This is a genomic window from Microbacterium sp. ISL-59 (assembly GCF_018613945.1).
Taxonomy (GTDB): Bacteria; Actinomycetota; Actinomycetes; order Actinomycetales; family Microbacteriaceae; genus Microbacterium; species Microbacterium oxydans_B.
Map to the genome: position 1 here is coordinate 1 of NZ_JAGGPG010000005.1, position 23,783 is coordinate 23,783.

The window sequence follows — 23,783 nt, forward strand, 5'->3', positions numbered from 1 at the left end:
CTGACCAAAGAGACAAATTCATTGCTGACTTTATCCGTTGCCAACCCCACAAGGAGGTTGGTCTTTGATCCAAAGGAATTCTCACCCCCACCGAAGTGGAGACGAGGATAATTTGGCATTTGACAAGTGCACGCTGTTGAGTTCTCAAGGATCGGATGCTCCCACGACCCAGCCATCACAGCCAGGCCCGCAGGGCAACTTCTCTATCTTACCCACCCTGTCCCGCTTGTCAAATCGGCGCGCCGTGCGAATCAGAGATCCGCAGCGCAGCTGATGACAGCCGCAGAAGAGGTGGATTCCCTATCCTAGACGCAAGCGCCTGATCTCTCAAGTGAGAGTGGATCGGGAGTGGTTCTCCGCTTGAGGGGGGTGAAGCTCTTGGCTCCTCCGCTTCCCTGTGGGGCGAACAAGTAATAAGTTACGGGGGTTCTGGGGTTCTGGCAAATCGGGGCATACACCCCGGGCGTGTCGTGCAGGCACCCTCGGTGCTTTACTCCGGATCAGCCCTGATTTTCGCCGCCAGGAGCGCTCGAGAGTACGATCTGGCCATGCTCTCGCCCACCGATGACCCGACCATCAGTCCAGGGGCTGCTCTGCTCGATCGGGTCAGGATCCTGCTCGATCTCCCTCCTGTCGGTCCAGCGCTCGACACTCACGCGACGGTCCCGCTCCCCTCCAGGCTGGCGACCGCCGAGATCGCCTGGGCCAGCGTGGCCTCTGCCATGCTCGCCGCTGGGCTCTCTCCCACGGTCATCGACCCGCACCGCGTGGCCACCGCCTACCGGAGTGATCGAGTGCTCGCGATCGACGGCGGCGCTCCCCCGGTGTGGTCGCCCTACTCCGGCTTCTGGCGGACCACGGACGGATGGGTCAGGACCCATGGGAACTACCCGCATCACGCCGCCGCTCTGCGCACCGCACTCGGACTGCAGGATGACGCCGACGCCGATGCGGTCCACGCCGCACTCGAGGAGCGAACCACGGCTGATGCCGTCGCGGCGATCACTCGGCTCGGTGGACTCGCCGTCGCCGTGTCCGCCGAGGACCCCGCCGCTGATCGAGCCCTCCGAGCGGCTCCGCTTCTCGAGGTCCGACACATCGCCACCTCCGCACGTCGCCACCCACACCACTCACGAGCGACGGCGCCGCAAGACGATCGTCTTCCCCTCGCCGGTATGCGCGTGCTCGACCTCACCCGCGTGATCGCCGGCCCCGTCTGCACCCGCACGCTCGCCCTCCTCGGCGCCGACGTGCTGCGCATCGACCCGCCGCACCTGCCCGAGCCCGAGTGGCAGCACCTCGACACCGGACACGGCAAGCGTTCGGCGCTCCTGGATGCGCGCACCGAGCGGATGCACGAACTGCTCGCGGCCGCCGATGCCGTGGTGCTCGGCTACCGCCCCGTCGCCCTGGACCGACTCGGCCTTAACCCGGTTGTGCTCGCCGAACGGTATCCGAATCTTGTCGTCGCCCAGCTCAGCGCCTGGGGTGTGGATCATCCCGATCGCGCGGGCTTCGACAGTCTCGTGCAGGCGGCATCCGGTATCGCGCTCATCGAGTCACCGGACGGGGACCGCCCAGGCACGCTTCCCGCCCAGGCGCTCGACCACAGCGCCGGGTACCTGCTGGCCGCTGCGGTGACCACGCTGCTGCAACGCCGCATGCGCGAGGGGGGGTCCTGGTACACCGGCACGTCGCTCCGTCGCATCGCCGCCGAACTGCTCGGGATGCCGCGCGACCGGGAACCGCACGGCGAAGTCGAGTTCGACATCCGCCCGCACCTGGCGCGGTTCGAAGTCGACGGCACAGCGCTCGTGACCTCGCGACCGGCGATGACCGGTCTCGAATTCGACGCTCCGCACCCCTGGGGGTCGGATCAGCCGAGCTGGTGACGACGGCCGCGAACCGCCAGGACGACGCAGAGCACGAACGTGATCGCTCCCCAGAGTGCACATGCTGGAGGCAGCACGCGATAGGCCAGATGCTGGACGGTGAACTCCGCGTCGATCGGGCCGAACGCGATGATCCCCCAGATGAGCGCGGCGACCAGGATCACCGGAAGCGAGACCCACCACGCGATGCGCACTCCCTGCGGCAGCCACTGAGTCACACTCGTTTGCGCTTCCCGCCGACGCAGCCACAGCAGCGCCCAGACACCGATGATGAGCAGGCCGATCACGCTCGACCCGTGCTGGAGCCACTTGAATCCGGGCAGCGGACCCCACATCGCATCGAGCCCGGGGAGCAACTCCACGCCGACACGACCCTCATGCGTGAAGAGATCCCAGAGGATGTGCGAGGCCACGCCGATCAGGAATGACACCGCGAGAAGCACCGGGTACCAGCGCTTCTCCCCCACGCCGACGGCTCGACCCGCGGCCTCGACGCCGCCCTCGCTCCAGTCCTCCGGCAGCCGACGCGCCAGCCACAGCGGCGCGAGTTCCGGCACTGCGGGACGCAGGATCACACGCCAGATGAGGAAGAGGACGAACGCGAGCAGTGCCGTCCACAGGACGTTGCCGAACGTGTGGGTGAACGAGTAGTTCAGCCCGACACCGCGCACGAACAACGGCAGATCCGGCGTCATGGCACCGATCGCGATCGCCGCCGGCACCAGCGGCGTCCGGATGAACGGCAGCGCGACGAGCGCGTGACTGGGAGTGAAGGGCATCCGTCTCTGCTATCCGAAGAGCGAAAGCTCAGCCGAGGAACACGCCGGCAAGGGTCTTCTTGCCACGACGGACTACGGACACTCCCCCGGGCAGTGTCCCCTGGACCGTGGCAGTCTCGTCTTCGACGCGCTTGCCGTCGAGCGTGACACCGTTCTGCGCGATCGCCCGCCGCGCCTCGGAGATGCTCGGCACCAGCCCGGTCGCGACCAGGACCTCCACCACCGGGGTGCCGGCGGCGATGGTCGCGTTCGGGAGCTCTTCCAGCGCGGTGCGAAGCGTTGCCGCGTCCAGCGCGGTCAGATCACCCTGCCCGAACAGAGCCTCGGATGCCGCGATCACCGCCGCTGCCGCGTCGAGGCCGTGCACGGTCGCCACCACCTCGAGCGCGAGACGCTTCTGGGCGGCGCGGCGGAACGGCTCCGCCGCCACGAGTTCGGCGTACTCCTCGATCTCCGAGCGGCTCAGGAACGTGAAGACCTTCAGGCGGTCGACGACGTCGGAATCCGCGGTGCTCAGCCAGAACTGGTACATCCGGTACGGGCTGCACATCTCGGCGTCGAGCCAGATCGCATTGCCCTCGCTCTTGCCGAACTTCGTGCCGTCGCTGTTGGTGATCAGCGGCGTCCCGATCGCATGCACGGACGATCCCTCTGCGCGACGGATCAGATCCGTCCCGCTGGTGAGGTTGCCCCACTGGTCGGACCCACCCGTCTGCAACACGCAGTCGTACTGGCGGTAGAGCTCGAGGTAATCCATCCCCTGCAGGATCTGGTAGCTGAACTCGGTGTAGCTGATGCCCTCATCGGAGTTCAGCCGCGCGGCGACCGCATCCTTCTTGAGCATCGTGCCGACGCGGTAGTACTTGCCGATCTCCCGGAGGAAGTCGATCGCGCTCAGCGGCGCCGTCCAGTCGAGGTTGTTCACGATGCGGGCGGCGTTGTCACCCTCGAAACTGAGGTAGCGCTCGACCTGCGCACGCAGGCGCCCGACCCACTCCTCGACGGTCTCACGCGTGTTCAGTGTGCGTTCTGCCGTGGGGCGCGGATCGCCGATGAGTCCGGTGGACCCGCCGACCAGACCGAGAGGCTTGTGCCCGGCGAGCTGGATGCGACGCAGCGTGAGCAGCTGCACGAGGTTGCCCAGGTGCAGGCTCGGTGCCGTCGGGTCGAACCCGCAGTAATACGTGATGGGGTCTCCCGCGAGCAGGGCGCGCAGCGCCTCCTGGTCGGTGGACACCTGGACCAGGCCACGCCACACGAGTTCGTCCCACACGTTCTCGAACGCGGGGTCGATCGCCTGGGGTGCGGTCGTCAGATCGGGAGTTGACACGCGCTCCAGGCTATCAGCGCCGCGCACCGTCGAATCGCCTCACACCGGCTCGTCGAGGAGCGCGATCTCCTCGTCGGACAGGGTGATCGACGAGGCATCCATCGCGACATCCAGCTGAGCGAGCTTGCTGCCGCCGAGGATAGGACGGATGCCGCGCGCGAGCTGCCACGCCAGCACGATCTGCCCTCGGCCGACGCCCCGCGCCGCCGCGATCTCGTTCAGCACCGCGAGCCGACGCGCTGTCCCGGGGTGGTCATACACCTCGGGCACGGGCTTCGCCGGGTTGTCGTAGGCGCCGGAGAGCAACGGGGTGTACGCCCAGATCTCGATCCCGTTCGCCAGGGCGAAGTCCCGCTGCTCGTCGCTCAAGACGCCGAAGGGGTGCGCGACTCCGGGAGGACGCGTCCCCGGTCGCGTGCGCAGATAGGTGCTGTTCAACTGGAACGCGTCGATGGGAACGCTGCCGATGGACCTCGCATGCGCACGGGCGCGCTCGATGCGCCAGGCCGGGTGGTTGGAGGCACCGACTCGACTCACCGTCCCGTTGGCAGTGAGCGCCGCGAGGGCGTCCACTGTGTCCTCGATGGCGACCGTCCGATCCTCCTGGTGCAACCAGAGCAGGTCGACCCTGTCGACGCCCAGGCGTTCGAGGCTGCCCTCGAGAGCAGCTCGGATCGCCCGCGGAGCGAGCCCCGCCCGGTGCTCAGGCCAGGAGCCGGGCCACAGCGGCTCGGCACCGACCTTGGTCGAGATGCGGATCTGCGCTCGTGCATCCGGTCGCGCCGCCAGCCAGCGTCCGAGCACCTCTTCGGAGGCTCCCCCCTGCCCTGTCGCGCTCGTCCAGAAGCTGTAGCAGTCGGCGGTGTCGATCCAGATGCCGCCACGGTCGACGAAGCGGTCGAGCAGAGCGAAAGAGGTCTCCTCGTCGACGAGCGTGCCGAACGACATCGCTCCGAGGACGAGCGGGGATGCAAGGGTGTTCCGGTTGGTCATGACTTCACTGTGCAACCTGGAGCGCACTCCAGGTCAAGTCCTATGCTCGAGCCATGACCACGTACACGCCGGCGGAGACCGCTGCCCGCTCCGGATTCAGCATCGATACGCTCCGGTACTACGAGCGCGAGGGCATCCTTCCCGCGGTTTCGCGCACGGCCGGCGGGCATCGTGCGTACACCGATGTCGAGCTCGGACTTCTCGAGTTCCTCAAGTGCCTCCGCGAGACCGGCATGCCGGTGGAACGACTGCGCCGCTACGGCCGGCTCTGCCAGCGCGAAGACTCCATCCCGGAGCGGATAGCGCTTCTCGAAGAGCATGCGATGACGGTCGAGAGGCAGCTCGCCGAGGTCCTCGCACAGCAGCGGCGTCTCGCGGAGAAGCTGGACTGGTACCGATCGTTGGACTGAACCGCCGTCAGCTGTGCGCCGCCCACCAGACGAGGAAGGCGGCGCCGAGGGCGATGACCCAGCTGACAAGGCTGCCCACGAGGAAGTACTCGGCTCTGGCGCCGGTCTCGCCGTCGCGGGATATCTCCGGGAAGCGCACGATCCCCTTCGCCGCCAGCATCGCCGCGAGGATCGGATATGCGGCGGCGAGCGTGAGGATCAAGACGAGGATGCGTTCGAGCGGACCGATCAGTCGCCCGCCCTGGAAGCCCGCCCGCGGATCGGGGGCGGTCTCCCCCACAGGTATCGGGCCTGCTGTCGGTTCGGCGAGGGCCTGACGCGCCTCCGCGTCATCTGACGCGGCATCGGCGACGGTGGCGGGCTCGACGGCCCGTGCGGGCTCGGCGATCTGCTCCGCGGGGCGCCAAGTGTGTTCCCCATCGAGAGCGGCGCGCACCACGAGGTTCGCGGACTCGAGGAGGAACGCCGACACCCCGAGCACCAGCATCGCGAGGTCGAACGTGACCTCGCCGAACGGCGAACGCAGCTGCCACACCTCGCCGATGAGACCGGCTCGGGCGCGTGCGCCCATCGAGATCACGGCTCCGACGACGATGAGAGCGAGGACGACGGCGGGCCAGAAGCCGGCGCGCGACGCCCGCCCGTCGGGCATGCACCAGACCCAGAGCGCGCCGGACACGAGCGCGGCGATCATCGGGAGGAGAGCGTCGCTGACGCTGCCGAGCAGCAGCAGCACGACGGCCGCGGCCAGATATCCGATCCACCGCCGTGGGACGAACTGCCGCACGAGGTCTGCGGCTCCGATGGCGAGCAGGATGAATCCTGCGACGATCATGCCGACTCCCCTCTCAGAGCGTCGAGCCCCTCGATGAGCGCGGCGGATCCGGCGCGGCGCAGCGACTTCGAGACGCTCGGCTGGGAGATGCCCTCCTGGGCCGCGAGCTCCTGCTGCGAGCGTCCGACCAGGCGCCCGTAGGTGAGCCGCCGCTCCCGCGCGCTCATCGCGCCCACGAGCTCGTCACGCGCGAGCAGGTAGGCATTGGAGACTGCGATCGTCGACGCCATGACCTCATCCTGGCCCGGGGCTCCGACAATCCAGGTGCGCGTGCGCGGCACGGCGCGCTGCTCACGGGAGTGCACGGTCTCGATCGCGGCCCGCGCGGCGTACCAGCCGGGCCCGTCGGCGAGCTCGCCGTGCACGGAGGCGACGGCGCGCACCTCCCCCACGCCGATGCCGAATCGGAAGGCGATCCCTTCGGGCAGTCGCAGTTGGATCAGGAAGAGTGAGCGGAGCGCATCGCCGAGCTCTCGGTAGACGCCCTGCTGCTCGTCCCCTACCGTGGGCGTCAACGGTTGCGCCGCCAGCGGGAGGTCGCTCTCGGCCTGCGCGATGGTCTCGTCCAGCACGCGCTGCGCGGCACCGCGGTCCCCGAGTTCACGGGAGCCCACGATGTCTGCGATCACAGCGATGACCATGCGATAACCTTATCAGGAATATTCTTAGATATATGCACTATGTGGTTATGGATTGGAAATATGCCTGATTCGAGCATTCTTGCCTGGTCCGAGGGAACCTGGACCCACGCCCCCGCCGCAGTCGACGACGTCGAACACCTCGACGTCACCGCCGTCGAAGGCAGTGACGCCTGGCGGCACACCGCCTACGGGTTCGTGCACGACACCGAACACGCCCTGCTCGCGCCGCTCGCCGTGGGCGAGGCGATGGAGGTGTCGTTCCGCGCGCCGTGGGAGGGCCAGTTCGACCAGGCCGGGGTCTTCGTACGCATCGACGATGAGCACTGGGTGAAGACCGGCGTCGAGTACGCCGACGACCACCTCGGGCTCGGTGCCGTGGTCACCGCCGGTGCGTCGGACTGGTCGGTCGGCTTCGTCGACGAGTGGCTCGAGACGGAGATCACGGTGCGCGTCAGCCGCTGGGCGGATTCCGTGATCGTGCGGGCGCGCGCCGACGATGAGCCGTGGCGGCTCGTGCGCGTCGCTCCGTTTGACGGCCAGGCTGCGGCATCCGCCGGGCCCTTCCTCGCCGCCCCCACTCGTGCGGGTCTCACCGTGCGCTTCACCAAGTGGGTGCGGTCCGCGGCCGACGCCGAACTGCACTGAGCTCGACACGGCCGCCGACCGCGAGTCCGGCTACAGGCCGAGTGCGTGAGCGGCGGCCTGGGCCCGGGCGACCAGCTCGGCGCGCTGCTCGGCGACGCGGACCGGTGCGGTGCCGCCGACGCCGGTCCGAGACGCGACCGAACCCTCGATCGTGAGAACCTCACGCACCTCGGGTACGAGATGCGGCGACACCGACAGCAGCAGCTCGTCGGAAGCGTCTTCCAGCCCGATCCCCTGTTCCTCGCACGCGCGCACGAGCGCACCCGAGATCTCGTGGGCGTCGCGGAACGGCACCCGCCGCTTCACGAGCCATTCCGCGACATCGGTCGCGAGCGAGAAGCCCTGCGGTGCCAGCGCCGCCATCCGCTCGGTGTCGAAACGCAGCGTGGCGACCATCCCCGCGAAGGCGGGGAGCACGACTTCGAGCGTCTGCACCGAATCGAAGACCGGCTCCTTGTCCTCCTGCAGATCGCGGTTGTACGCGAGCGGGAGTCCCTTGAGCGTGGCGAGCAATCCGGAGAGGTTGCCGATGAGACGGCCCGACTTGCCTCGGGCGAGTTCGGCGATGTCGGGGTTCTTCTTCTGCGGCATGATGCTCGACCCCGTCGAGTAGCCGTCGTCGAGGGTGACGAAACCGAACTCGCGGGTGTTCCAGAGGATGATCTCCTCGGAGAGCCGCGAGAGGTCGACTCCGGTCATCGCCGTGATGAACGCGAACTCCGCCACCACATCGCGGGCGGCCGTGCCGTCGAGAGAGTTCTCGGCCGGACGATCGAGGCCGAGCTCGGTCGCGACGAGCGCGGGGTCGAGACCGAGCGTGGAACCGGCCAGTGCTCCCCCGCCGTAGGGCGAGACACCGGCGCGACGGCGCCAGTCCACGAGGCGTTCGAGCTCGCGCACCAGCGGCCAGCCGTGCGCCTGCAGGTGGTGGGCGACGAGCACGGGCTGCGCATGCTGCAGATGCGTGCGCCCGGGGAGGATGGCATCGGGGTGCGCCTCGGCCTGGGCGACCAGCGCGTCGATCACCCGCAGGATGTCGCGGGCGATCACCCGCGCGTGGTCGATCAGGTACATGCGCACCAGCGTCGCGATCTGGTCGTTGCGGCTCCGGCCGGCACGCAGGCGGCCTCCGAGCTCAGGGCCGAGCTCGGCGATCAGTGCCTGCTCGAGGGCGCCGTGCACGTCCTCATCGGTGGGCACCGGGCGCAGAGTGCCGTCGGCCACCTTGCGCGCCACGGCATCCAGCCCGTCGTGCATCCGCCGAGCCTCATCAGGCTCGAGATACCCGGCAGCCTCGAGCGCCGTGGCATGTGCATGCGAGCCGGCGATGTCGTACGGCGCGAGGATCCAGTCGAAGTGCGTGGAGCGGCTGAGCTCCACCAGCTCGGGCGACGGCCCGGTGGCGAAGCGGGCACCCCAGAGCGCGCCCTCGTTGGTGCCTTCGTGCGTCGAGTCGGTCATCAGGCGTCCTTCTTGCCGAGCAGCCAGACCAGGAGCGCCTTCTGCGCGTGCAGTCGGTTCTCGGCCTCGTCCCAGACCACACTCTGCGGCCCGTCGATGACGGTGGAGTCGACCTCGTAGCCGCGGTCGGCGGGAAGGCAGTGGATGAAGATCGCCTCGGGGTCCGCGAGGGTCATCGTCTCGGGCGTGACCTTGTAGCCGCCGAGATCGCGGATGCGCGCGAGCTTCTCCTCCTCCTTGCCCATCGACACCCAGGTGTCGGTGACGACGACGTCGGCACCCGCTGCGGCCTCCACCGGATCGGTGTACAGCGTGATCGAACCACCGGTCTCGGCGGCACGGCGGTCCGCAGCCTCGATGACATCCGCCCGCGGCGCGTAGTCCTCGGGCGACGCGATGCGCACGTGCATTCCCGCCGTCACGCCCGCGAGCGCGTAGGAGTGCGCCATGTTGCTCTGCCCATCACCGAAGAACGTGAGCGTGAGCCCCTTCAGCGCGCCCTTGTGCTCACGGATCGTCAGCAGGTCGGCCAGCAGCTGGCACGGGTGGAAGTCGTCCGAGAGCGCGTTGATCACGGGGACACGCGTGCCTGCCGCCATCTCCTCGAGCCCGGACTGCGCGTAGGTGCGCCACACGATGGCCGCGACCTGGCGCTCGAGCACCCGCGCGGTGTCGGAGGGCGTCTCCTTGCCGCCGAGCTGGCTGCTCGCGGTCGTGATGATGAGGGGCGACCCGCCGAGATCGGCGATGCCCACCGCGAACGAGACGCGGGTGCGCGTGGAGGACTTGTCGAAGATCACCGCGACGGTCTGCGGACCCGCGAGGCTCTTGTCCGCCCACCGATCCTTCTTCAGCTCGATGGCGAGATCGAGGATCTCGGCCTGCTCGGCGGGCGTCAGATCGTCGTCACGCAGCAGGTGGCGGGTCATGCGGATACCTTTCCGGCAACAGAGGCCTGGACGTCGGCGAGAGCGGCGGTGAACAGCTCGCGGAACTCGGCGAGCTCGGCGTCGCCGATCGTGAGAGCCGGTGCGATGCGCACGGTCTCGGGATTGGCGGCGTTCACGATCAGACCGCGCTCCTGCGCGGCGGCGACGACGGCACCGGCGACCGGTTCGGTCAGCGCGACGCCGACCAGCAGTCCGCGTCCGCGCACACCGTCGATCAGCGGGGAATCGATGCCGAGCAGGATCTCGCGCAGCTCCGCACCGCGGCGAGCCGCATTCTCCACCAGCCCCGCGCTCTCGATCTCGGTGAGCACCGCATCGGCGACCGCGGTCGCGAGCGGGTTGCCGCCGAAGGTGGAGCCGTGCGATCCCGGGGTGAAGAGCGAGCTGGCCGCCCCATAGGTGACCAGGGCTCCGATCGGGAAGCCGCCGCCGATGCCCTTCGCGAGGGTGATGGCATCGGGCGTGATGCCCTCATGGCTGAAGCCGAACCACGCGCCGGTGCGACCAGCGCCGGTCTGGATCTCGTCCAGGATGAGCAGCGCCCCGTGCGCGAGTGTCAGCGAGCGGGCGGCCGCGAGGTAGCCCTCCGGCAGCTCGACGACACCGGCCTCGCCCTGGATCGGCTCGACGATGATGGCGGCGACACGGTCGTCCATCGCCGCCTCCAGCGCCTCGATCGTGGCGGGGATGTGCTCGACGCCCGCAGGCATCGGCTCGAACGGCGCCCGCATCGACACCTTCGCGGTCAGTGCGAGCGACCCCATGGTGCGGCCGTGGAAGCCGTTTTCGAGAGCGAGGATGCGCGGGCGCTCGGTGCCGCCGTGCAGGCGGGCGAGCTTGAACGCGGCCTCGTTGGCCTCGGCACCCGAGTTCGAGAAGAACACCCGACCGTCGAGACCGGCACCGGCCAAGCGCTTGAGTCGCGCGGCGAGGGCGAGCTGCGGCGGCGTCGCGAAGTAGTTCGACACGTGCGCGAGCGTGGCCGCCTGCTTCGAGACAGCTTCCACGAAGACCGGGTGCGCGTGCCCGAGGGAGGTGACCGCGACGCCGGCCAGGAAGTCGAGGTGGCGTCGGCCGTCGGCGTCCCAGACGTGCGAGCCCTCGCCACGGACCAGCATCGCAAGCCGGTCCCCTGCGTTGAGCACGAGATCGCGTGCCGCGTCGTCCTGCCAGACGGTCATGCCGTCACCTCATTCTTTCCCAGGACCACTTCGGTCCCGATTCCCTTGCTGGTGAAAAGTTCGACGAGTACCGAATGCGGCACTCGGCCGTCGATGATCGCTGCCGCATCGACGCCACCCTCGACCGCGTCCAGGCAGGCGCGCATCTTCGGGATCATTCCCGACTCGAGCTTCGGCAGCATCTCGATGAGGGCTTCCGACGTCAGGTGCGAGACGAGCGAGTCACGGTGGGGCCAGTCGGCATAGAGACCCGGTACATCCGTGAGGATCACGAGCTTGCGCGCGTTCAGCGACACCGCGAGTGCGGCGGCTGCGGCATCCGCGTTGACGTTGAGCGACTGACCCGGGTGATCGAGGTCGGGCGCGATGCTCGACACGACCGGGATGCGGCCGGCGGCGAGGTGATCGAGCACGGGGGTCGGATCGACCTCCACGACATCGCCGACACGGCCGAGGTCGACCTCTTCGCCGTCGATCACGACACCGCGACGGCGTCCGCCGAAGAGACCCGCATCCTCACCGCTGAGACCGGTCGCGATCGGCCCGTGGGAGTTGATCTTGGTCACGAGCTGCGGGTTGACCTGACCGGTGAGCACCATGCGCACGACGCTGATCGCCTCGGTGTTGGTGACGCGGTAGCCGCCCTTGAACTCACTGGGGATCTCGAGTCGCTGCAGCATGTTCGAGATCTGCGGACCGCCGCCGTGCACGACGACCGGCAGCACTCCGACGTAGCGGAGGTAGGCGATGTCCTGCGCGAACGCGTCCTGCAGCTCCTCCGACACCATCGCGTTTCCGCCGTATTTGATGACGACGATCTGGTCGCGGAACTTCTTCAGCCACGGCAGCGACTCGATGAGGGTGGTGGCCTTCTGCGCGGCGACCTCGGCGGGAGTGTCCTGGATGTCGGTCATGAGGCGTACGCGCTGTTCTCGTGCACGTAGTCGTGGGTGAGGTCGTTCGTGAGCACGGTGGCCGCCTGATCCCCGACCTTCAGATCGATCACGAGGTGCGTGGCGCGCGGCGTCAGGTCGACCTCTTCGCGGGGGCGATCCGGGCCGCCCTCCGTGCAGACGCGCACGCCGTTCATCCACACGTCCACGTCGTACGGGTCGAACTGCGCGCTCGTGGTGCCGATCGCGGCCAGCACTCGACCCCAGTTCGGGTCGTTTCCGAAGATCGCGGCTTTGAAGAGGTTGTTGCGCGCGACCGACCGGCCGACCTCGACCGCGTCCTGCTCGGACACCGCGTGCTGCACCTCGATGGTGATGTCGTGACTGGCGCCCTCGGCGTCGCCCTGAAGCTTGACCGCCAGCTCCTGCGACAGCTCGGTCAGTGCGGCGGCGAACTCGTCGAGGTCCGGGACGACTCCGGATGCGCCATTGGCCAGCAGCGTCACCTGATCGTTCGTCGACATGCACCCGTCGGAGTCGAGCCGGTCGAAGGTCTGCCCGGTCGCGCGGCGCAGCGCCTCGTCGGCCTGCAGCGGTTCGAGGACCGCGTCGGTCGTGATCACCACGAGCATCGTGGCGAGCCCTGGCGCGAGCATTCCCGCGCCCTTCGCCATGCCTCCGATCGTCCAGCCGTCGCGGCTGATCACCGCGGTCTTCGCGACCGTGTCGGTGGTCATGATGGCCTGCGCGGCAGCGTCGCCTCCGTCGGTGCTGAGTGCGGCGATCGCCTGCTCCGTGCCGGCGAGCACCCGCTGCCGGAATGTCTCGTCGCCGGTGCCGATGAGTCCGGTCGAGCAGATCAGCACGTCACCGGCGCTCACGCCGAGGAGCTCGGCGGCCTTCTCGGCGGTCTGATGCGTGGTCTGGAACCCGAAGGCCCCGGTGAAGCAGTTCGCCCCGCCGGAGTTGAGCACCACGGCCTCGACGATGCGGTCGGCGACGGCCTGCTGCGACCAGATGATCGGGTTCGCCTTGGCGCGGTTGCTGGTGAAGACGGCCGCGCCGACCTTGCGCGGTCCCCGGTTGACGACGACGGCGACATCGGGCTTGCCGGTGGACTTCAGGCCTGCGGCGACTCCGGCCGCCTCGAATCCTGCGGGGGCGGTGACGCTCACGGCGCGACTCCGTTCACTGAGAGGGCGCGGTTCTCGGGAAGACCCAGCGCGATGTTCATGGACTGGATGGCAGCGCCGGCGGTGCCCTTGACGAGGTTGTCGACCGCGGTGACCACCGTGACCCGGTTGGCTGCGCGATCGATCGCGAGGCCGATGAGCGCGGTGTTGGCTCCGAGCACGTCGGCCGTGCGCGGGAACCGCCCCTCGGGCAGCAGCTGCACGAACGTCTCGTCGCCGTAGGCGCTCTGCCAGGCGTCGCGGATCTGCGCATCGGTCGCACCGTCGACGATCGGCGCCGTCGAGGTGGCCAGGATTCCCCGCGACATCGGGACGAGCACCGGGGTGAACGAGATGCGGATGCTCGCGGCATCGGCCCCGGACGCCGCGGCGAGCGCCTGGCGGATCTCGGGGATGTGCCGGTGGGTTCCGCCGACCGCGTAGGGGTTCGCGGTGCCGAGGATCTCGCTGCCGAGGAGGTTGGTCTTCAGGCTCTTGCCGGCTCCGGACGGGCCGACGGCCAGCACCGAGACGATGTCGGCGGGGTCGATGACTCCGGCCGCGACACCCGGGGCGAGGCTGAGGCTCACCGTGGAGGCGTTGCAGCCCGGGGCAGCGATGCGCGTCGCCCCGCGGAGGTGCTCGCGCTGCTTCACGCCGTCGACCAGAAGCTCGGGGACACCGTATGTCCACGGCTCGTGGAAGGCGCCGCCGTAGAACGCGTCCCATGCCGACGCCGACGTGAGCCGGTGATCGGCGCCCGCGTCGATCACGAGGGGCGCGTCACCCAGAGCGTCGGTGTACTGCCCCGACTGCCCGTGCGGAAGCGCGAGGAACACGATGTCGTGGCCGGAGAGGATCTCCGGCGTCGTGTCCTGCAGGGTGAGGTGCGCGAGCGAGCGCAGATGCGGCTGGTGGTCGACGAGAGGCTGTCCGGCGTTCGAATGCGCCGTGACGGTGCGAATCTCCATGTCGGGATGGTCGGCCAGGAGGCGTAGGATCTCGCCGCCTGCGTAGCCGGATGCGCCGGAGACGGCGACGGTATACGTCATGCTTCTACCTTAACGGTCGGGTCCTCCCTCGAAAGGAGGACCGGGGGCGGGGCCGGAGGCGGCGACACCGGCTCTCGACCGCCGCGCGGGCGCAGGCAGGAGGGCGGGGTCGCCTACAGTCGGCGGCCGCGGCGTCGGCGCACAGCGATGACGCTCGGAGCGAGCGTCGAAGAAGCGGTGGCGGCCGAAGGCATGTCGCGACAGTAGCGCGGCCCCGGCAGCCACCGCAAATCCGGACCGTCATCCGCGGGGCGGCGACTCCAGCGGAGCGGCGAAGAAGGCACGCTCATGCGCGCTCGATGACACGAACGCCCGCCGCATCCTCGTCCTGGTGTCGTCATCCGCCGCCGCAGCGGCCGCGGTCGCGTAGCCGATCGCCGCGCGGGTCGCCTCCTCGAAGGCGGGATCGGCGTAGGTCGTGAGCCAGGACGCATAGGGGTGCTGCGGATCCGTCGCGTATTCACCGAACTCTCCCGCGTGCAGGCGCCGGCCGAGATCGGTGTAGAGCCAGAAGCACGGGAGCACGGCGGCGACGATCTCGGCGTAGTCGCCGCCGAAGGCCACGGACCGCAGGTGATCGAGGTACGCCGTCGTCGCCGACGAGGGCTCCGCCGCGAACGTCGCCGCGCTCACCCCCTGCGACGGGGTCAGCCACGACGCGTGCAGTTCGAGCTCGCCGACGATCGAACCGTGGGCGGAGTCCGCCCAGAACGCCTGCTCGGCCGAGGTCGGCGCGAGGCGGGCGGCTTCGGCCAGCACCCGGGCATAGTCGCGCAGATACAGCGCGTCCTGGGCGAGGTACGACAGGAACGGCGCGCGCTCGAGAGAGCCGTCGGCGAGCGCGCGGATGAACGGCAGCTCGTCGATCCCCGCGCGGATGCCGGCGATCTCCTGCCACCAGTCCGCGGCGATGTCGGTCGACCCCGGTCGCGTCGCCGTGCCACCACGCTCCCAGAGCCCGGCGAAATGGCTGATCGGTCCGTGTCCGCGCCCCACGCGCAGCCCGTCCCCCGCGCGGAGGGATTCGCGCAGCCAGGCGCGTGCCGCGCGCACCGCCTCCTCGGGCTCATTGCCCTGCGCCAGCAGCGTGGCCAGGGCCGAAGAGAGCGAGCAGCCCGTGCCGTGCGTGCTCGACGTCACGATGCGCGGCCCGGTGAACTCCTGACGCAGCCCGCGCCGCGCGTCGACCAAGGCGTCCGGGGCCTCGTCGCCTGTGAGGTGACCGCCCTTGACGAGCACGGCGGCACCGATCTCGGCCGACAGTTCCTCGGCGGCGACGATGCCGTCCGCCCAGTCGACGATGTCACGGCCGGACAGCACCGCGAGCTCGGCGAGATTCGGGGTGATCAGCGTCGCGTGGCCGAGCAGACCACGCAGCTCCGCCTCGGCATCCGACGACAGGAGCCGGTCCCCCGAGGTCGCGACCATGACCGGATCGAGCACGACGACAGGCGGACGCACCCGGTCGAGCCACTCGCCCACCGCGCGGATCACCTCGGTCTCGGCGAGCATCCCGATCTTCACCGCGTCGATCACGATGTCGTCCGACACCGCGTCGAGCTGCGCGCGGAGGAAGTCCACCGGCGGCACATGCACCGCCCGCACACCCTGTGTGTTCTGCGCGGTCAGCGCCGTGAGGACGGCCATGCCGTACCCGCCGTTCGCGGCGATGGACTTGAGGTCGGCCTGGACGCCCGCTCCTCCCGATGGGTCGCTCCCCGCGATGCTGAGCACGCGCGGCACGGAGCCCGCGAGCCACCGTCGCCGGAATTCGCGGGCGGCCTCGGCGGGATCGTCGGCCGCGCACAGCGCCGAGACCACGGCCAGCCCGGCGGCACCGGCCTCACGAAGCGCCTCGGTGTCGTCGATGCCGACACCGCCGATCGCCACGCACGGGAGCGGGCTGCGCGTCACGAAGTCACGGAACCCGTCCACGCCGAGGGGCTCGGGGTGATCCGGCTTGGTCGAGGTGGGACGGATCACCCCGACGCCGAGATAGTCGACGGTTCCGGCAGGCAACGCGCGAACCGCGTCGAGGTGCGCTGCGCTGTTCGCGGTGAGGCCGATCAGCGCATCCGGCCCGAGAGCCTCGCGCGCCTGCAGCACCGAAGCGTCCCCCTGACCCAGGTGCACGCCGTCGACGCGTGCACCGCGGGCGCGGGCGGCGATCGCGGCATCCAGTCGGTCGTTCACCACGAGCAGCGCACGACCGTCGATCGCCTGCGAAAGTGCAAGCAGCTGCTCGGCCGTCTCGGCATCGGATGCGGTCTTGTCGCGGAGCTGCACGATGCGCACGCCCCCGTCGACGGCACGGCGGACGGTATCGACGACGCCGCGGTCGCCGCAGAGACCCGCATCCGTGACCAGGTAAAGGGAGAGATCGGCGTTCACAGCGCCCCCACCTCCACACGGGCGTCCGCGATCACGTCGGCGGCGCCCACGGTGGCGAGGGCGTCCAACAGCGCCACGGCGAAGCTGCCGGGGCCGGTCGCGATCGCGGCGGCGCGCTCGGCCGCGATCGTGTACACGAGGCTCGCGGCAGCGACGGCCGTGAGCGCGTCGTGCTCGGTGTTCCGCGCGGCACCGAGGAATGCCGCCATCACCGCCCCGAGAGCGCAGCCCCCGCCGGTGACCTTGGTCAGCAGCTCGTGCCCGTTCGCGAGGCGCAGCACCCGCTCCCCATCGGTGAGGAAGTCGATCGGACCAGACACGGCGATCACGGCACCCGTCCGTCGCGCGAGAGCAGCGGCCGCGTCGGCTGCGGCATCCGTGCTGTCCGTCGCATCCACCCCGCGGCCGCCGGCGCTGAGGCCGGCGAGCGCGAGGATCTCCGAAGCGTTGCCGCGGATCGCCGTCGGACGCTGTTCCGCCAGCCGGTGCGCCAAGGCAGTGCGGATCGGCAGAGCCCCGATCGCGACTGGATCGAGCACCCACGGGGTTCCGGCGGCTGCAGCCCCGGCGGCGGCCTCGAGACTCGCCGCCCGCTGCTCGGGGGTGGGCGTCCCCAGGTTGATCAGCGCACCGGAGGCGACACCGGCGAACATCTCGGCCTCTCCGACGATGTCGACCATGGCGGGCGCAGCGCCGAGCGCGAGCAGTACGTTGGCGGTGAACCCGGTGACGACCGTGTTGGTGATGCAGTGGGTCAACGGTGGCGTCTCGCGCAGCACCTCCCACAGGGCCGCGGCGGCGCCGGGCAGATCGGTGGTGGAATCAGGACGCAGAAGATCGCTCATCGCGACATCCCTTCGCTAGTACGAACTAGATCAGGTTCGACGGGTCTGTTCTCAGCCGCGGATGCGGCACCCCGTGTCACTGCTCGCAGTCTAGCGATCGGCCAGCAGAGCCGACTCCTCCGCCCGGGTGAGTCCGGCACGGCGGTCGCGGTCGATGCCGCGCGCCCGCTCATCGGCCACGACGGCGCGGATGGTGTCGGTCAGAGGGCGCAGCCGACCACCCGCTTCGCGGTACGCCGTGTTCGACCGGGTCATGAAGCCCGTCATCTCCGGCGGCAGCCACAGCGGTAGTGATCTCGGTCCCGACCAGTGCGCGACCTCGCGTGCGACGAGCCACTCCTCCTCGGCGACGACGGTCTCGCCGGTCTGGCCTGCTGCCGCGCGAACCGCCTGCAGCACGTCGCCGAGGGAATGCCCGTCCCCGATGGCGTTGACCGGCCCGCTCCTGGTCGTCGCGACGATGAAGTCAGCGAGGTCGTCCACGTCGATCACCTGGGCGCTCCTCCCCTCGAGCGGCGGCAGCAGCACCGGCCCGATACCCGCCCGCGCGAAGGCGGCTGCCCAATACCCGAATCGATCGCTCGGGTCGCCGTCGCCCACGATCAGCCCGGGTCGCACGATGAGCGCACGATCGCCCAGGGTACCCACGGCGTCTTCCGCCGCCGCCTTCTGCGCCCCGTATTCGTACTCGTCACCGGGTCGGGCGGGCGGATGCCGCGGAGCCGACTCGTCCGCACCGACCGTCTCGTCGTCGGAGTAGACCGACATGGAGGACACGTAGGTCCATCGCGCGGCTCGCTCTCCGAGAGCGTCGACGGCCGCTACGGCGTGAGACGCCTGCGACGAGATATCCACCACGTGGTCCCAGTCTCGTCGGGCGAGCTCGGTGTACGCCGCGGGATCGTCGCGGTCGCCACGCACGAGCACGGCCCCGTCGGGCGCAGGCCTCCCGCCGCGGGCGAGACAGGTCACCGTCGCTCCCGCGTCCAGCCATAGGCGGGCGATGCGCCCGGAGAGCCAGCCCGTTCCGCCGAGGATCAGCACGTCGGTCATGGACCCATGTCACCAGGAAGCCGACGCGTAAGGAAGTCCTTCCGCTCAGAGCAGAGCGAGACGGGCGCCCCGACCATCGGGGCGCCCGTCTTGAGCGAAGTCGCGCTCAGTCGCGCAATGCCGCCCCGAAGCGTTCGGCAGCGACCTCCACACCGGCGAGCTTGGCCGCCGTGGCCTCGGCTGCCGTGAGCGTACGGTCGTCCGCGCGGAAGCGCAGTGCGAACGTCAGGCTCTTCGAGCCTTCCGGCACACCTTCGCCGCGGTAGTCGTCCACCAGTCGCACCGATTCGAGCAGCGCACCCGCACCCTCGGCGAGTGCGGCCTGCACGTCGGCGGCCGGCACCTCCGCGGGCAGCGTGAGCGAGACGTCCTGGGTGGCGGCGGGGAAAGTCGACAGCGAGGCCGCGACGACCCGCCCACCCGCGAGCGTCAGGATGCGGTCGAGGTCGAGCTCGAGCACGGTCGCGCGTCCGGGGAGATCAGCATCCTCGGCCACGGCGGGGTGCAGCTCGCCGACGTAGCCGACCTCTTCACCGGCCACACGCAGCGATCCGGTACGACCCGGGTGCAGTGCTGCACGCTCAGCCTGAATCACATCGATCTCGACTCCGGCTGCTGCCGCGATCACACGGACCGCGTCCAGCGCCTCGGTCAGGCCGGCGGCCTCGGCGGGGCGTCCGGGCTGACGCGGCGCGACGTGGCCCGTGAGCAGCGCCGAGACGAACCGGTGCTGCGGCGGGATCGAGGCGTTCAATGCCGCGAGTGTCTCGTCCGACGGACGCTCACCCAGCGGCGGCACGTCGTCAGTGCCGTACTCGACACCCGGCTCCGGGAGGAACACGGCACCCGTCTCGAAGATCGCCAGGTCGGTGAGTCCGCGCGAGATGTTGCGGTGCGCGGTCTGCAGCAGGCCGGGGATGAGCGAGCGGCGCAGGAACGGCGCCTGCCCGTCGAGCGGGTTCGCCAGGCGGATGCTCGGCAGGTGCTCTCCCGAGGCGGAGCCGTGGAGGTCGTTCTGCACCTCGGTCGTGAACGGGAACGACGGCGTCTCGACCAGACCGGCGGCCGCGAGGGCGTCAGCCACGCGTCGGCGACCCTGCTGATGTGCGGTGAGCCCACGACCGGATGGCGGCGTCGGCAGCACGGAGGGAATGCGGTCGAGGCCGTGGATACGGGCGACCTCCTCGGCGAGCGTCCACTTGTCGGTGAGGTCGGGGCGCCAGGTCGGCGGGATCACGGTCCAGCCGGAGCCGTCCTCCGACGCGGCGACGTCCGCGCCGATGGTGGTCAACGCACCGGTGATCTCGTCGTCGGTGTAGTCGACGCCGATGAGTCCCTGCACGAAGCCCGCCGGGAGCGCGATGTCTTCGACGAAGACCTCGGCGAACAGCGCACCGCCCTCTTCGGTCAGAGTGCCACCGGCGAGCTCGACCATCAGGTCGGCTGCCCGGCGCGCGGCCACGAACGGGATGAGCGGGTCGACGCCGCGCTCGAAGCGCTTGGACGCCTCGCTCGGCAGCTTGTGCCGACGTGCCGTACGGGCGATCGTGATCGGGTCGAAGTTCGCCGCCTCGATGAGCACGTTCCGCGTGGTCTCGCTCATCTCGGTGGTGCCGCCGCCCATGACGCCGGCCAGACCGATCGGGCCGGACCCGTCGGTGATGAGCAGGTCTTCGACGTGCAGAGCGCGTTCGACGCCGTCGAGGGTGGTCATCTTCTCGCCGGGGGTGGCACGGCGGACCGTGATTCCGCCGGCGAGCTTGTCGAGGTCGTAGCCGTGCAGCGGCTGCCCCAGCTCGAGCATCACGTAGTTGGTGATGTCGATCAGGATGCCGAGCGAGCGCATGCCCGCGAGGCTGAGCCGCGCGATCATCCACGGCGGGGTCGGACGCGCGGGGTCGACGTCACGCACGACGCGGGTCACGAACTCACTCGCGCCGACACGACCGCGCACGGGCGCGACGTCGTCGACCACGGTCGTGTGTCCGGTGCCGGGCTGCAGCTCGGCGAAGTCGCGCTCCGCCGGGTCGCGGAAGGCCGCCCCCGTGGCGTGCGCGTACTCGCGGGCGACACCGCGCAGAGAGAAGGCATAGCCGCGGTCGGGCGTGACGTTGATCTCCACCGCGACGTCGTCGAGGCCCAGCAGGGCGATCGCGTCGGCACCGACGGGCGCGTCGATGCCGAGGTCGGAGAGCACGACGATGCCGTTGTGCTCGTCGCCGAGGCCCAGTTCGCGCGCCGAGGCGATCATGCCGTCGGAGACGTGACCGTAGGTCTTGCGGGCGGCGATCGGGAACGGCCCCGGCAACACGGCGCCGGGCAGGGTGACGACGACCTTGTCTCCGGCGACGAAGTTGTGCGCGCCACAGACGATCCCGCGGATGCCGCCGTTCGCCTCGCCCACATCGACCTGGCACCAGTTGATGGTCTTGCCGTTGGACTGCGGCTCGGCCTCGATCGAGACGACCTGCCCGACGACGACGGGACCTGCGATCTCGAACCGATGCACGTCCTCCTCTTCGAAGCCGACGGTCACCAGTGCCGCGAGGACATCCTCGGGCGTGGCATCCGCTGCCAGATCGACGTACTCACGCAACCACGAAAGCGGGACGCGCATCACACCACCATCCCGAACTGCTCGCTGAAACGGACATCACCCTCGGCCATGTCGCGCATGTCCTGCACGTCGCTGCGGAACATCAGTCCGCGCTCGATGCCCATGCCGAACGCGAAGCCGCTGTACACCTCGGGGTCGATCCCCGCCGCGCGCAGCACGTTCGGGTTGACCATGCCGCAGCCGCCCCACTCGATCCAGCGCGCGCCGCCCTTGAAGGTCGGGTGCCACAGGTCGAGCTCGGCGGAGGGCTCGGTGAAGGGGAAGTAGTTGGTGCGGAAGCGCGTCTCGGCCTCGGGGCCGAAGAGCTGCTTCGCGAAGTGATCGAGCGTGCCCTTGAGGTGCGCCATCGTGATGCCCTTGTCGATCACGAGACCCTCGAACTGCGTGAACACCGGCAGGTGCGTGGCGTCGAACTCGTCGGTCCGGTACACCCGCCCCGGGCAGAGCACGTAGATCGGCACCTCGCGGTCGAGCATCGACCGCACCTGCACCGGGCTCGTGTGCGTGCGCATCACGAGGTGACGCGAGGGCGGGTCGACGTAGAACGTGTCCTGCTCCTGGCGGGCGGGGTGGTCGACGTCGAAGTTCAGGGCGTCGAAGTTGAACCACTCGTGCTCCAGCTCCGGTCCCTCCGCGATCTCCCAGCCCATGCCGACGAAGATGTCGCAGACCTGGTCCTGGAGCAGCGTGAGCGGATGCCGGGCGCCCACCCGAGTGCGCGAGGGCACGGCGGTGATGTCGATGCGCTCGGACTCGAGGCGCGCGGCGACCTCTGCGGCGGACAGCTCGGCCTCCTTGGCAGCGAGCGCCTGCGTGACCTGTCCGCGCCCCTGGCCCACGAGCTTGCCGAACGCGGCCTTGTTCTCGGGGGCGACCTGGCGCATCGAGGCGTTCAGGACCGCGAGCGGCGAACCCTCCGCGACATGTGCGGCACGAGCCGCCTTCAGCTCGGCGGTGTCTGCGGCTGCGGCGATCGCCGCGAGGGCGTCGGCGACAGCGGCTTCGACCGCTTCCGGGGTGATTTCAGGAGACTCTGACACGAGAATCGAGTCTACCGGGGGCGCGCAGGTCCCTTTCGCGGATCAGCGCGTCGGCTCGGCGCCATCCCCCTGCAGCACGATGAGCGAGGTGTTCGTCTCGCCGCCGTGCTGACGGGGATCGGGCACGGCTGGACCGGCCTTCGGCGAGCGCTTGGCGCGACGCTGCAGACGGTAGGCGACGTAGGAGAGCAGGAGACACACGGCCACGTACATCGATCCGCCGATGATCGCGGCGGGGATCAGCGGGGAGCCGTAGGGCGCCTGATTGCCGATCTGGTTGATGACGTAGAGGAGTTCCTGGTACGTGATGATGAAGCCGAGCGCGGTGTCCTTCAGCGCGACGACGAGCTGCGCGATGATTACGGGCATCATGGCCCGCACCGCCTGCGGGATCAGGATGAAGTACATCACCCCGGTCTTGCGCAGTCCGATCGCGTAACCCGCTTCCTGCTGTCCGCGAGGAAGCGACTCGATGCCGGCGCGCAGCACCTCGGCGAGCACAGACCCGTTGTAGACGATGAGCGCGATGACGACCGCCCAGTACGGCGGCATCTTCACACCGAGCACGGGCAGGCCGTAGTACAGCAGCATCATCAGCACGAGGACGGGCACGGCCCGGAGAACCTCGATGATCCAGCGGACCGGCTCACGCACCCAGGCATGCTCCGAGAGACGACCGATGCCGAGGACGAAGCCGAGGATGATCGAGCCGACTCCGGCGGCACCGAAGGCCGCCAGCGTGGCCAGCAGTCCTTCGCCGAAACGGACCCAGACGGCGGAGAACGTGAAGATGTTCCACTTCTCGGCGGTGAACTGCCCGGTGGCGAACAGCCGCCACACGACCCAGCCGAGCACGGCGAGGACGACGACGACCGTCGCGACTCCGATGAGACGGTTGCGGGCGATGGCCCGGGGGCCGGGGACATCGAACAGGACGGAACTCATCGCGCGATCCTCCACTTGTTCTCGAGCGTGCGCTGCACCCATGCGAGCAGCAGCACCAGCACCACGAAGATGACCATGACCCACAGCAGGACGACGAGGGCGTTCTCGCCGCGCTCGCTGAGTGCCGCGCGGATGGTGCCGAGGTTGACGACCGAGAAGCCGGCCGCCACCGTCGTGTTCTTCATGAGGGCGATCAGGACGCTCATCATCGGCGGGACCACCGAGCGCGTGGCCTGCGGAAGGATGACGTAGCGCATGACCTGGCCGAAGTTGAGGCCGATCGCCCGCGCCGCCTCGGCCTGCCCGACCGGCACCGTGTTGATGCCGGCCCGCAGAGCCTCGGCGACGTAGGTCGCCGTGTAGAGCCCGAGCGCGATGACCGCCAGCAGCAGGGCGTTCACCCGCTCGCCGAGAAGGATCGGCAGGCAGAACGCGAAGAAGAACATGACGAGGGTGAGCGGGGTGTTGCGGATCCAGTTCACGTAGATGCCGCCGACTGCCCGGGCGATCGGCACCGGGGAGACCCGGGCCGCTCCCACGATCAGTCCCAGCACCAGGGCGATGAGGCCGCCGCCCAGGAACAGCACGATCGTTCCCCACAGTGCTTCACCCCAGAGATCGAGGTGGTCGCTGATGACTCCCACGGCTGCTCCTGTCG

Annotated in this window: 21 protein-coding genes and 1 riboswitch; of the genes, 3 read left to right on the forward strand and 18 right to left on the reverse strand. The window is 69.5% G+C overall.

Going from position 1 to position 23,783, the window contains the following annotated elements; translation table 11 throughout:
* Window positions 1-548: 548 nt before the first annotated feature.
* On the forward strand, window positions 549-1,892 hold the full coding sequence (locus tag J7E45_RS16345) for a CoA transferase (protein WP_251054534.1): 1,344 nt from the start codon (window positions 549-551) through the stop codon (window positions 1,890-1,892).
* Here J7E45_RS16345 and J7E45_RS16350 read toward each other — a convergent pair.
* The 3 genes from J7E45_RS16350 to J7E45_RS16360 are packed head-to-tail and all read right to left on the reverse strand — an operon-like array spanning window position 1,877 to window position 4,994.
* Complete coding sequence (locus J7E45_RS16350; protein ID WP_215070712.1) at window positions 1,877-2,671, reverse strand: DUF4184 family protein; 795 nt, start codon at window positions 2,669-2,671, stop codon at window positions 1,877-1,879. The genes J7E45_RS16345 and J7E45_RS16350 overlap by 16 nt on opposite strands.
* 28 nt (window positions 2,672-2,699) lie before the next feature.
* A complete protein-coding gene (gene tyrS, locus J7E45_RS16355) occupies window positions 2,700-4,001 on the reverse strand; it encodes a tyrosine--tRNA ligase (protein ID WP_208617620.1) in 1,302 nt (433 codons plus the stop codon).
* A 39-nt stretch (window positions 4,002-4,040) separates the two neighbouring features.
* On the reverse strand, window positions 4,041-4,994 hold the full coding sequence (locus J7E45_RS16360) for an aldo/keto reductase (RefSeq protein ID WP_215070714.1): 954 nt from the start codon (window positions 4,992-4,994) through the stop codon (window positions 4,041-4,043).
* Window positions 4,995-5,047: 53 nt separating this feature from the next.
* Between J7E45_RS16360 and J7E45_RS16365 the strand changes: the two genes are divergently transcribed.
* Window positions 5,048-5,404: a MerR family transcriptional regulator gene (locus tag J7E45_RS16365; protein ID WP_091030470.1), complete on the forward strand. Its 357-nt coding sequence runs from the start codon at window positions 5,048-5,050 to the stop codon at window positions 5,402-5,404.
* Window positions 5,405-5,411: 7 nt separating this feature from the next.
* Here J7E45_RS16365 and J7E45_RS16370 read toward each other — a convergent pair whose 3' ends face one another.
* Both J7E45_RS16370 and J7E45_RS16375 read right to left on the reverse strand, forming a co-directional pair.
* Window positions 5,412-6,239, reverse strand: coding sequence for a hypothetical protein (locus J7E45_RS16370; RefSeq protein ID WP_215070716.1), 828 nt, complete (start codon window positions 6,237-6,239; stop codon window positions 5,412-5,414).
* Entirely contained in the window at window positions 6,236-6,880 is a 645-nt protein-coding gene (locus J7E45_RS16375) for a SatD family protein (protein WP_091030464.1), read from the reverse strand. Before J7E45_RS16375 ends, J7E45_RS16370 begins: the two co-directional genes overlap by 4 nt.
* A 60-nt stretch (window positions 6,881-6,940) precedes the next feature.
* Between J7E45_RS16375 and J7E45_RS16380 the strand changes: the two genes are divergently transcribed.
* Window positions 6,941-7,525: a DUF1349 domain-containing protein gene (locus J7E45_RS16380; RefSeq protein ID WP_215070718.1), complete on the forward strand. Its 585-nt coding sequence runs from the start codon at window positions 6,941-6,943 to the stop codon at window positions 7,523-7,525.
* Window positions 7,526-7,555: 30 nt separating this feature from the next.
* Here the strand turns inward: J7E45_RS16380 and argH are convergent, their stop codons facing one another.
* From argH to J7E45_RS16445, 13 genes are all read right to left on the reverse strand, one after another.
* Entirely contained in the window at window positions 7,556-8,986 is a 1,431-nt protein-coding gene (argH, locus tag J7E45_RS16385) for an argininosuccinate lyase (protein WP_215070720.1), read from the reverse strand.
* On the reverse strand, window positions 8,986-9,915 hold the full coding sequence (gene argF, locus J7E45_RS16390; protein WP_091030455.1) for an ornithine carbamoyltransferase: 930 nt from the start codon (window positions 9,913-9,915) through the stop codon (window positions 8,986-8,988). Before argF ends, argH begins: the two co-directional genes overlap by 1 nt.
* Complete coding sequence (locus J7E45_RS16395) at window positions 9,912-11,117, reverse strand: acetylornithine transaminase (protein WP_167635002.1); 1,206 nt, start codon at window positions 11,115-11,117, stop codon at window positions 9,912-9,914. The genes argF and J7E45_RS16395 overlap by 4 nt, the downstream gene beginning before the upstream one ends.
* Window positions 11,114-12,031 carry an acetylglutamate kinase gene (argB, locus tag J7E45_RS16400; protein ID WP_215070722.1) on the reverse strand — a complete coding sequence of 306 codons (918 nt, stop codon included), beginning with the start codon at window positions 12,029-12,031 and terminating at the stop codon, window positions 11,114-11,116. Before argB ends, J7E45_RS16395 begins: the two co-directional genes overlap by 4 nt.
* A complete protein-coding gene (gene argJ / locus J7E45_RS16405) occupies window positions 12,028-13,185 on the reverse strand; it encodes a bifunctional glutamate N-acetyltransferase/amino-acid acetyltransferase ArgJ (protein WP_215070724.1) in 1,158 nt (385 codons plus the stop codon). Before argJ ends, argB begins: the two co-directional genes overlap by 4 nt.
* Window positions 13,182-14,234: an N-acetyl-gamma-glutamyl-phosphate reductase gene (argC, locus tag J7E45_RS16410; RefSeq protein ID WP_167635003.1), complete on the reverse strand. Its 1,053-nt coding sequence runs from the start codon at window positions 14,232-14,234 to the stop codon at window positions 13,182-13,184. Before argC ends, argJ begins: the two co-directional genes overlap by 4 nt.
* A 240-nt stretch (window positions 14,235-14,474) precedes the next feature.
* The gene (locus J7E45_RS16415; RefSeq protein ID WP_215070726.1) at window positions 14,475-16,625 is read right to left on the reverse strand and encodes a bifunctional hydroxymethylpyrimidine kinase/phosphomethylpyrimidine kinase; all 2,151 of its coding nucleotides are present in this window, start codon (window positions 16,623-16,625) and stop codon (window positions 14,475-14,477) included.
* Window positions 16,622-17,470 (reverse strand): hydroxyethylthiazole kinase, encoded by an 849-nt coding sequence (gene thiM / locus J7E45_RS16420; protein WP_215070728.1) that lies wholly within the window; start codon window positions 17,468-17,470, stop codon window positions 16,622-16,624. Before thiM ends, J7E45_RS16415 begins: the two co-directional genes overlap by 4 nt.
* Window positions 17,461-17,554: riboswitch (TPP riboswitch) on the reverse strand. It overlaps the preceding gene by 10 nt.
* Before the next feature lie 6 nt (window positions 17,555-17,560).
* Window positions 17,561-18,523, reverse strand: a complete 963-nt coding sequence (locus J7E45_RS16425; protein ID WP_215070730.1) for an NAD-dependent epimerase/dehydratase family protein — start codon at window positions 18,521-18,523, stop codon at window positions 17,561-17,563.
* Between the two features lie 106 nt (window positions 18,524-18,629).
* Complete coding sequence (gene pheT, locus J7E45_RS16430) at window positions 18,630-21,140, reverse strand: phenylalanine--tRNA ligase subunit beta (RefSeq protein WP_215070732.1); 2,511 nt, start codon at window positions 21,138-21,140, stop codon at window positions 18,630-18,632.
* Complete coding sequence (pheS, locus tag J7E45_RS16435) at window positions 21,140-22,180, reverse strand: phenylalanine--tRNA ligase subunit alpha (RefSeq protein ID WP_167635006.1); 1,041 nt, start codon at window positions 22,178-22,180, stop codon at window positions 21,140-21,142. The genes pheT and pheS overlap by 1 nt, the downstream gene beginning before the upstream one ends.
* 42 nt (window positions 22,181-22,222) lie before the next feature.
* The gene (locus J7E45_RS16440; protein WP_091030505.1) at window positions 22,223-23,125 is read right to left on the reverse strand and encodes an amino acid ABC transporter permease; all 903 of its coding nucleotides are present in this window, start codon (window positions 23,123-23,125) and stop codon (window positions 22,223-22,225) included.
* Window positions 23,122-23,769 (reverse strand): amino acid ABC transporter permease, encoded by a 648-nt coding sequence (locus tag J7E45_RS16445; protein ID WP_091030416.1) that lies wholly within the window; start codon window positions 23,767-23,769, stop codon window positions 23,122-23,124. The genes J7E45_RS16440 and J7E45_RS16445 overlap by 4 nt, the downstream gene beginning before the upstream one ends.
* Window positions 23,770-23,783: the final 14 nt, after the last annotated feature.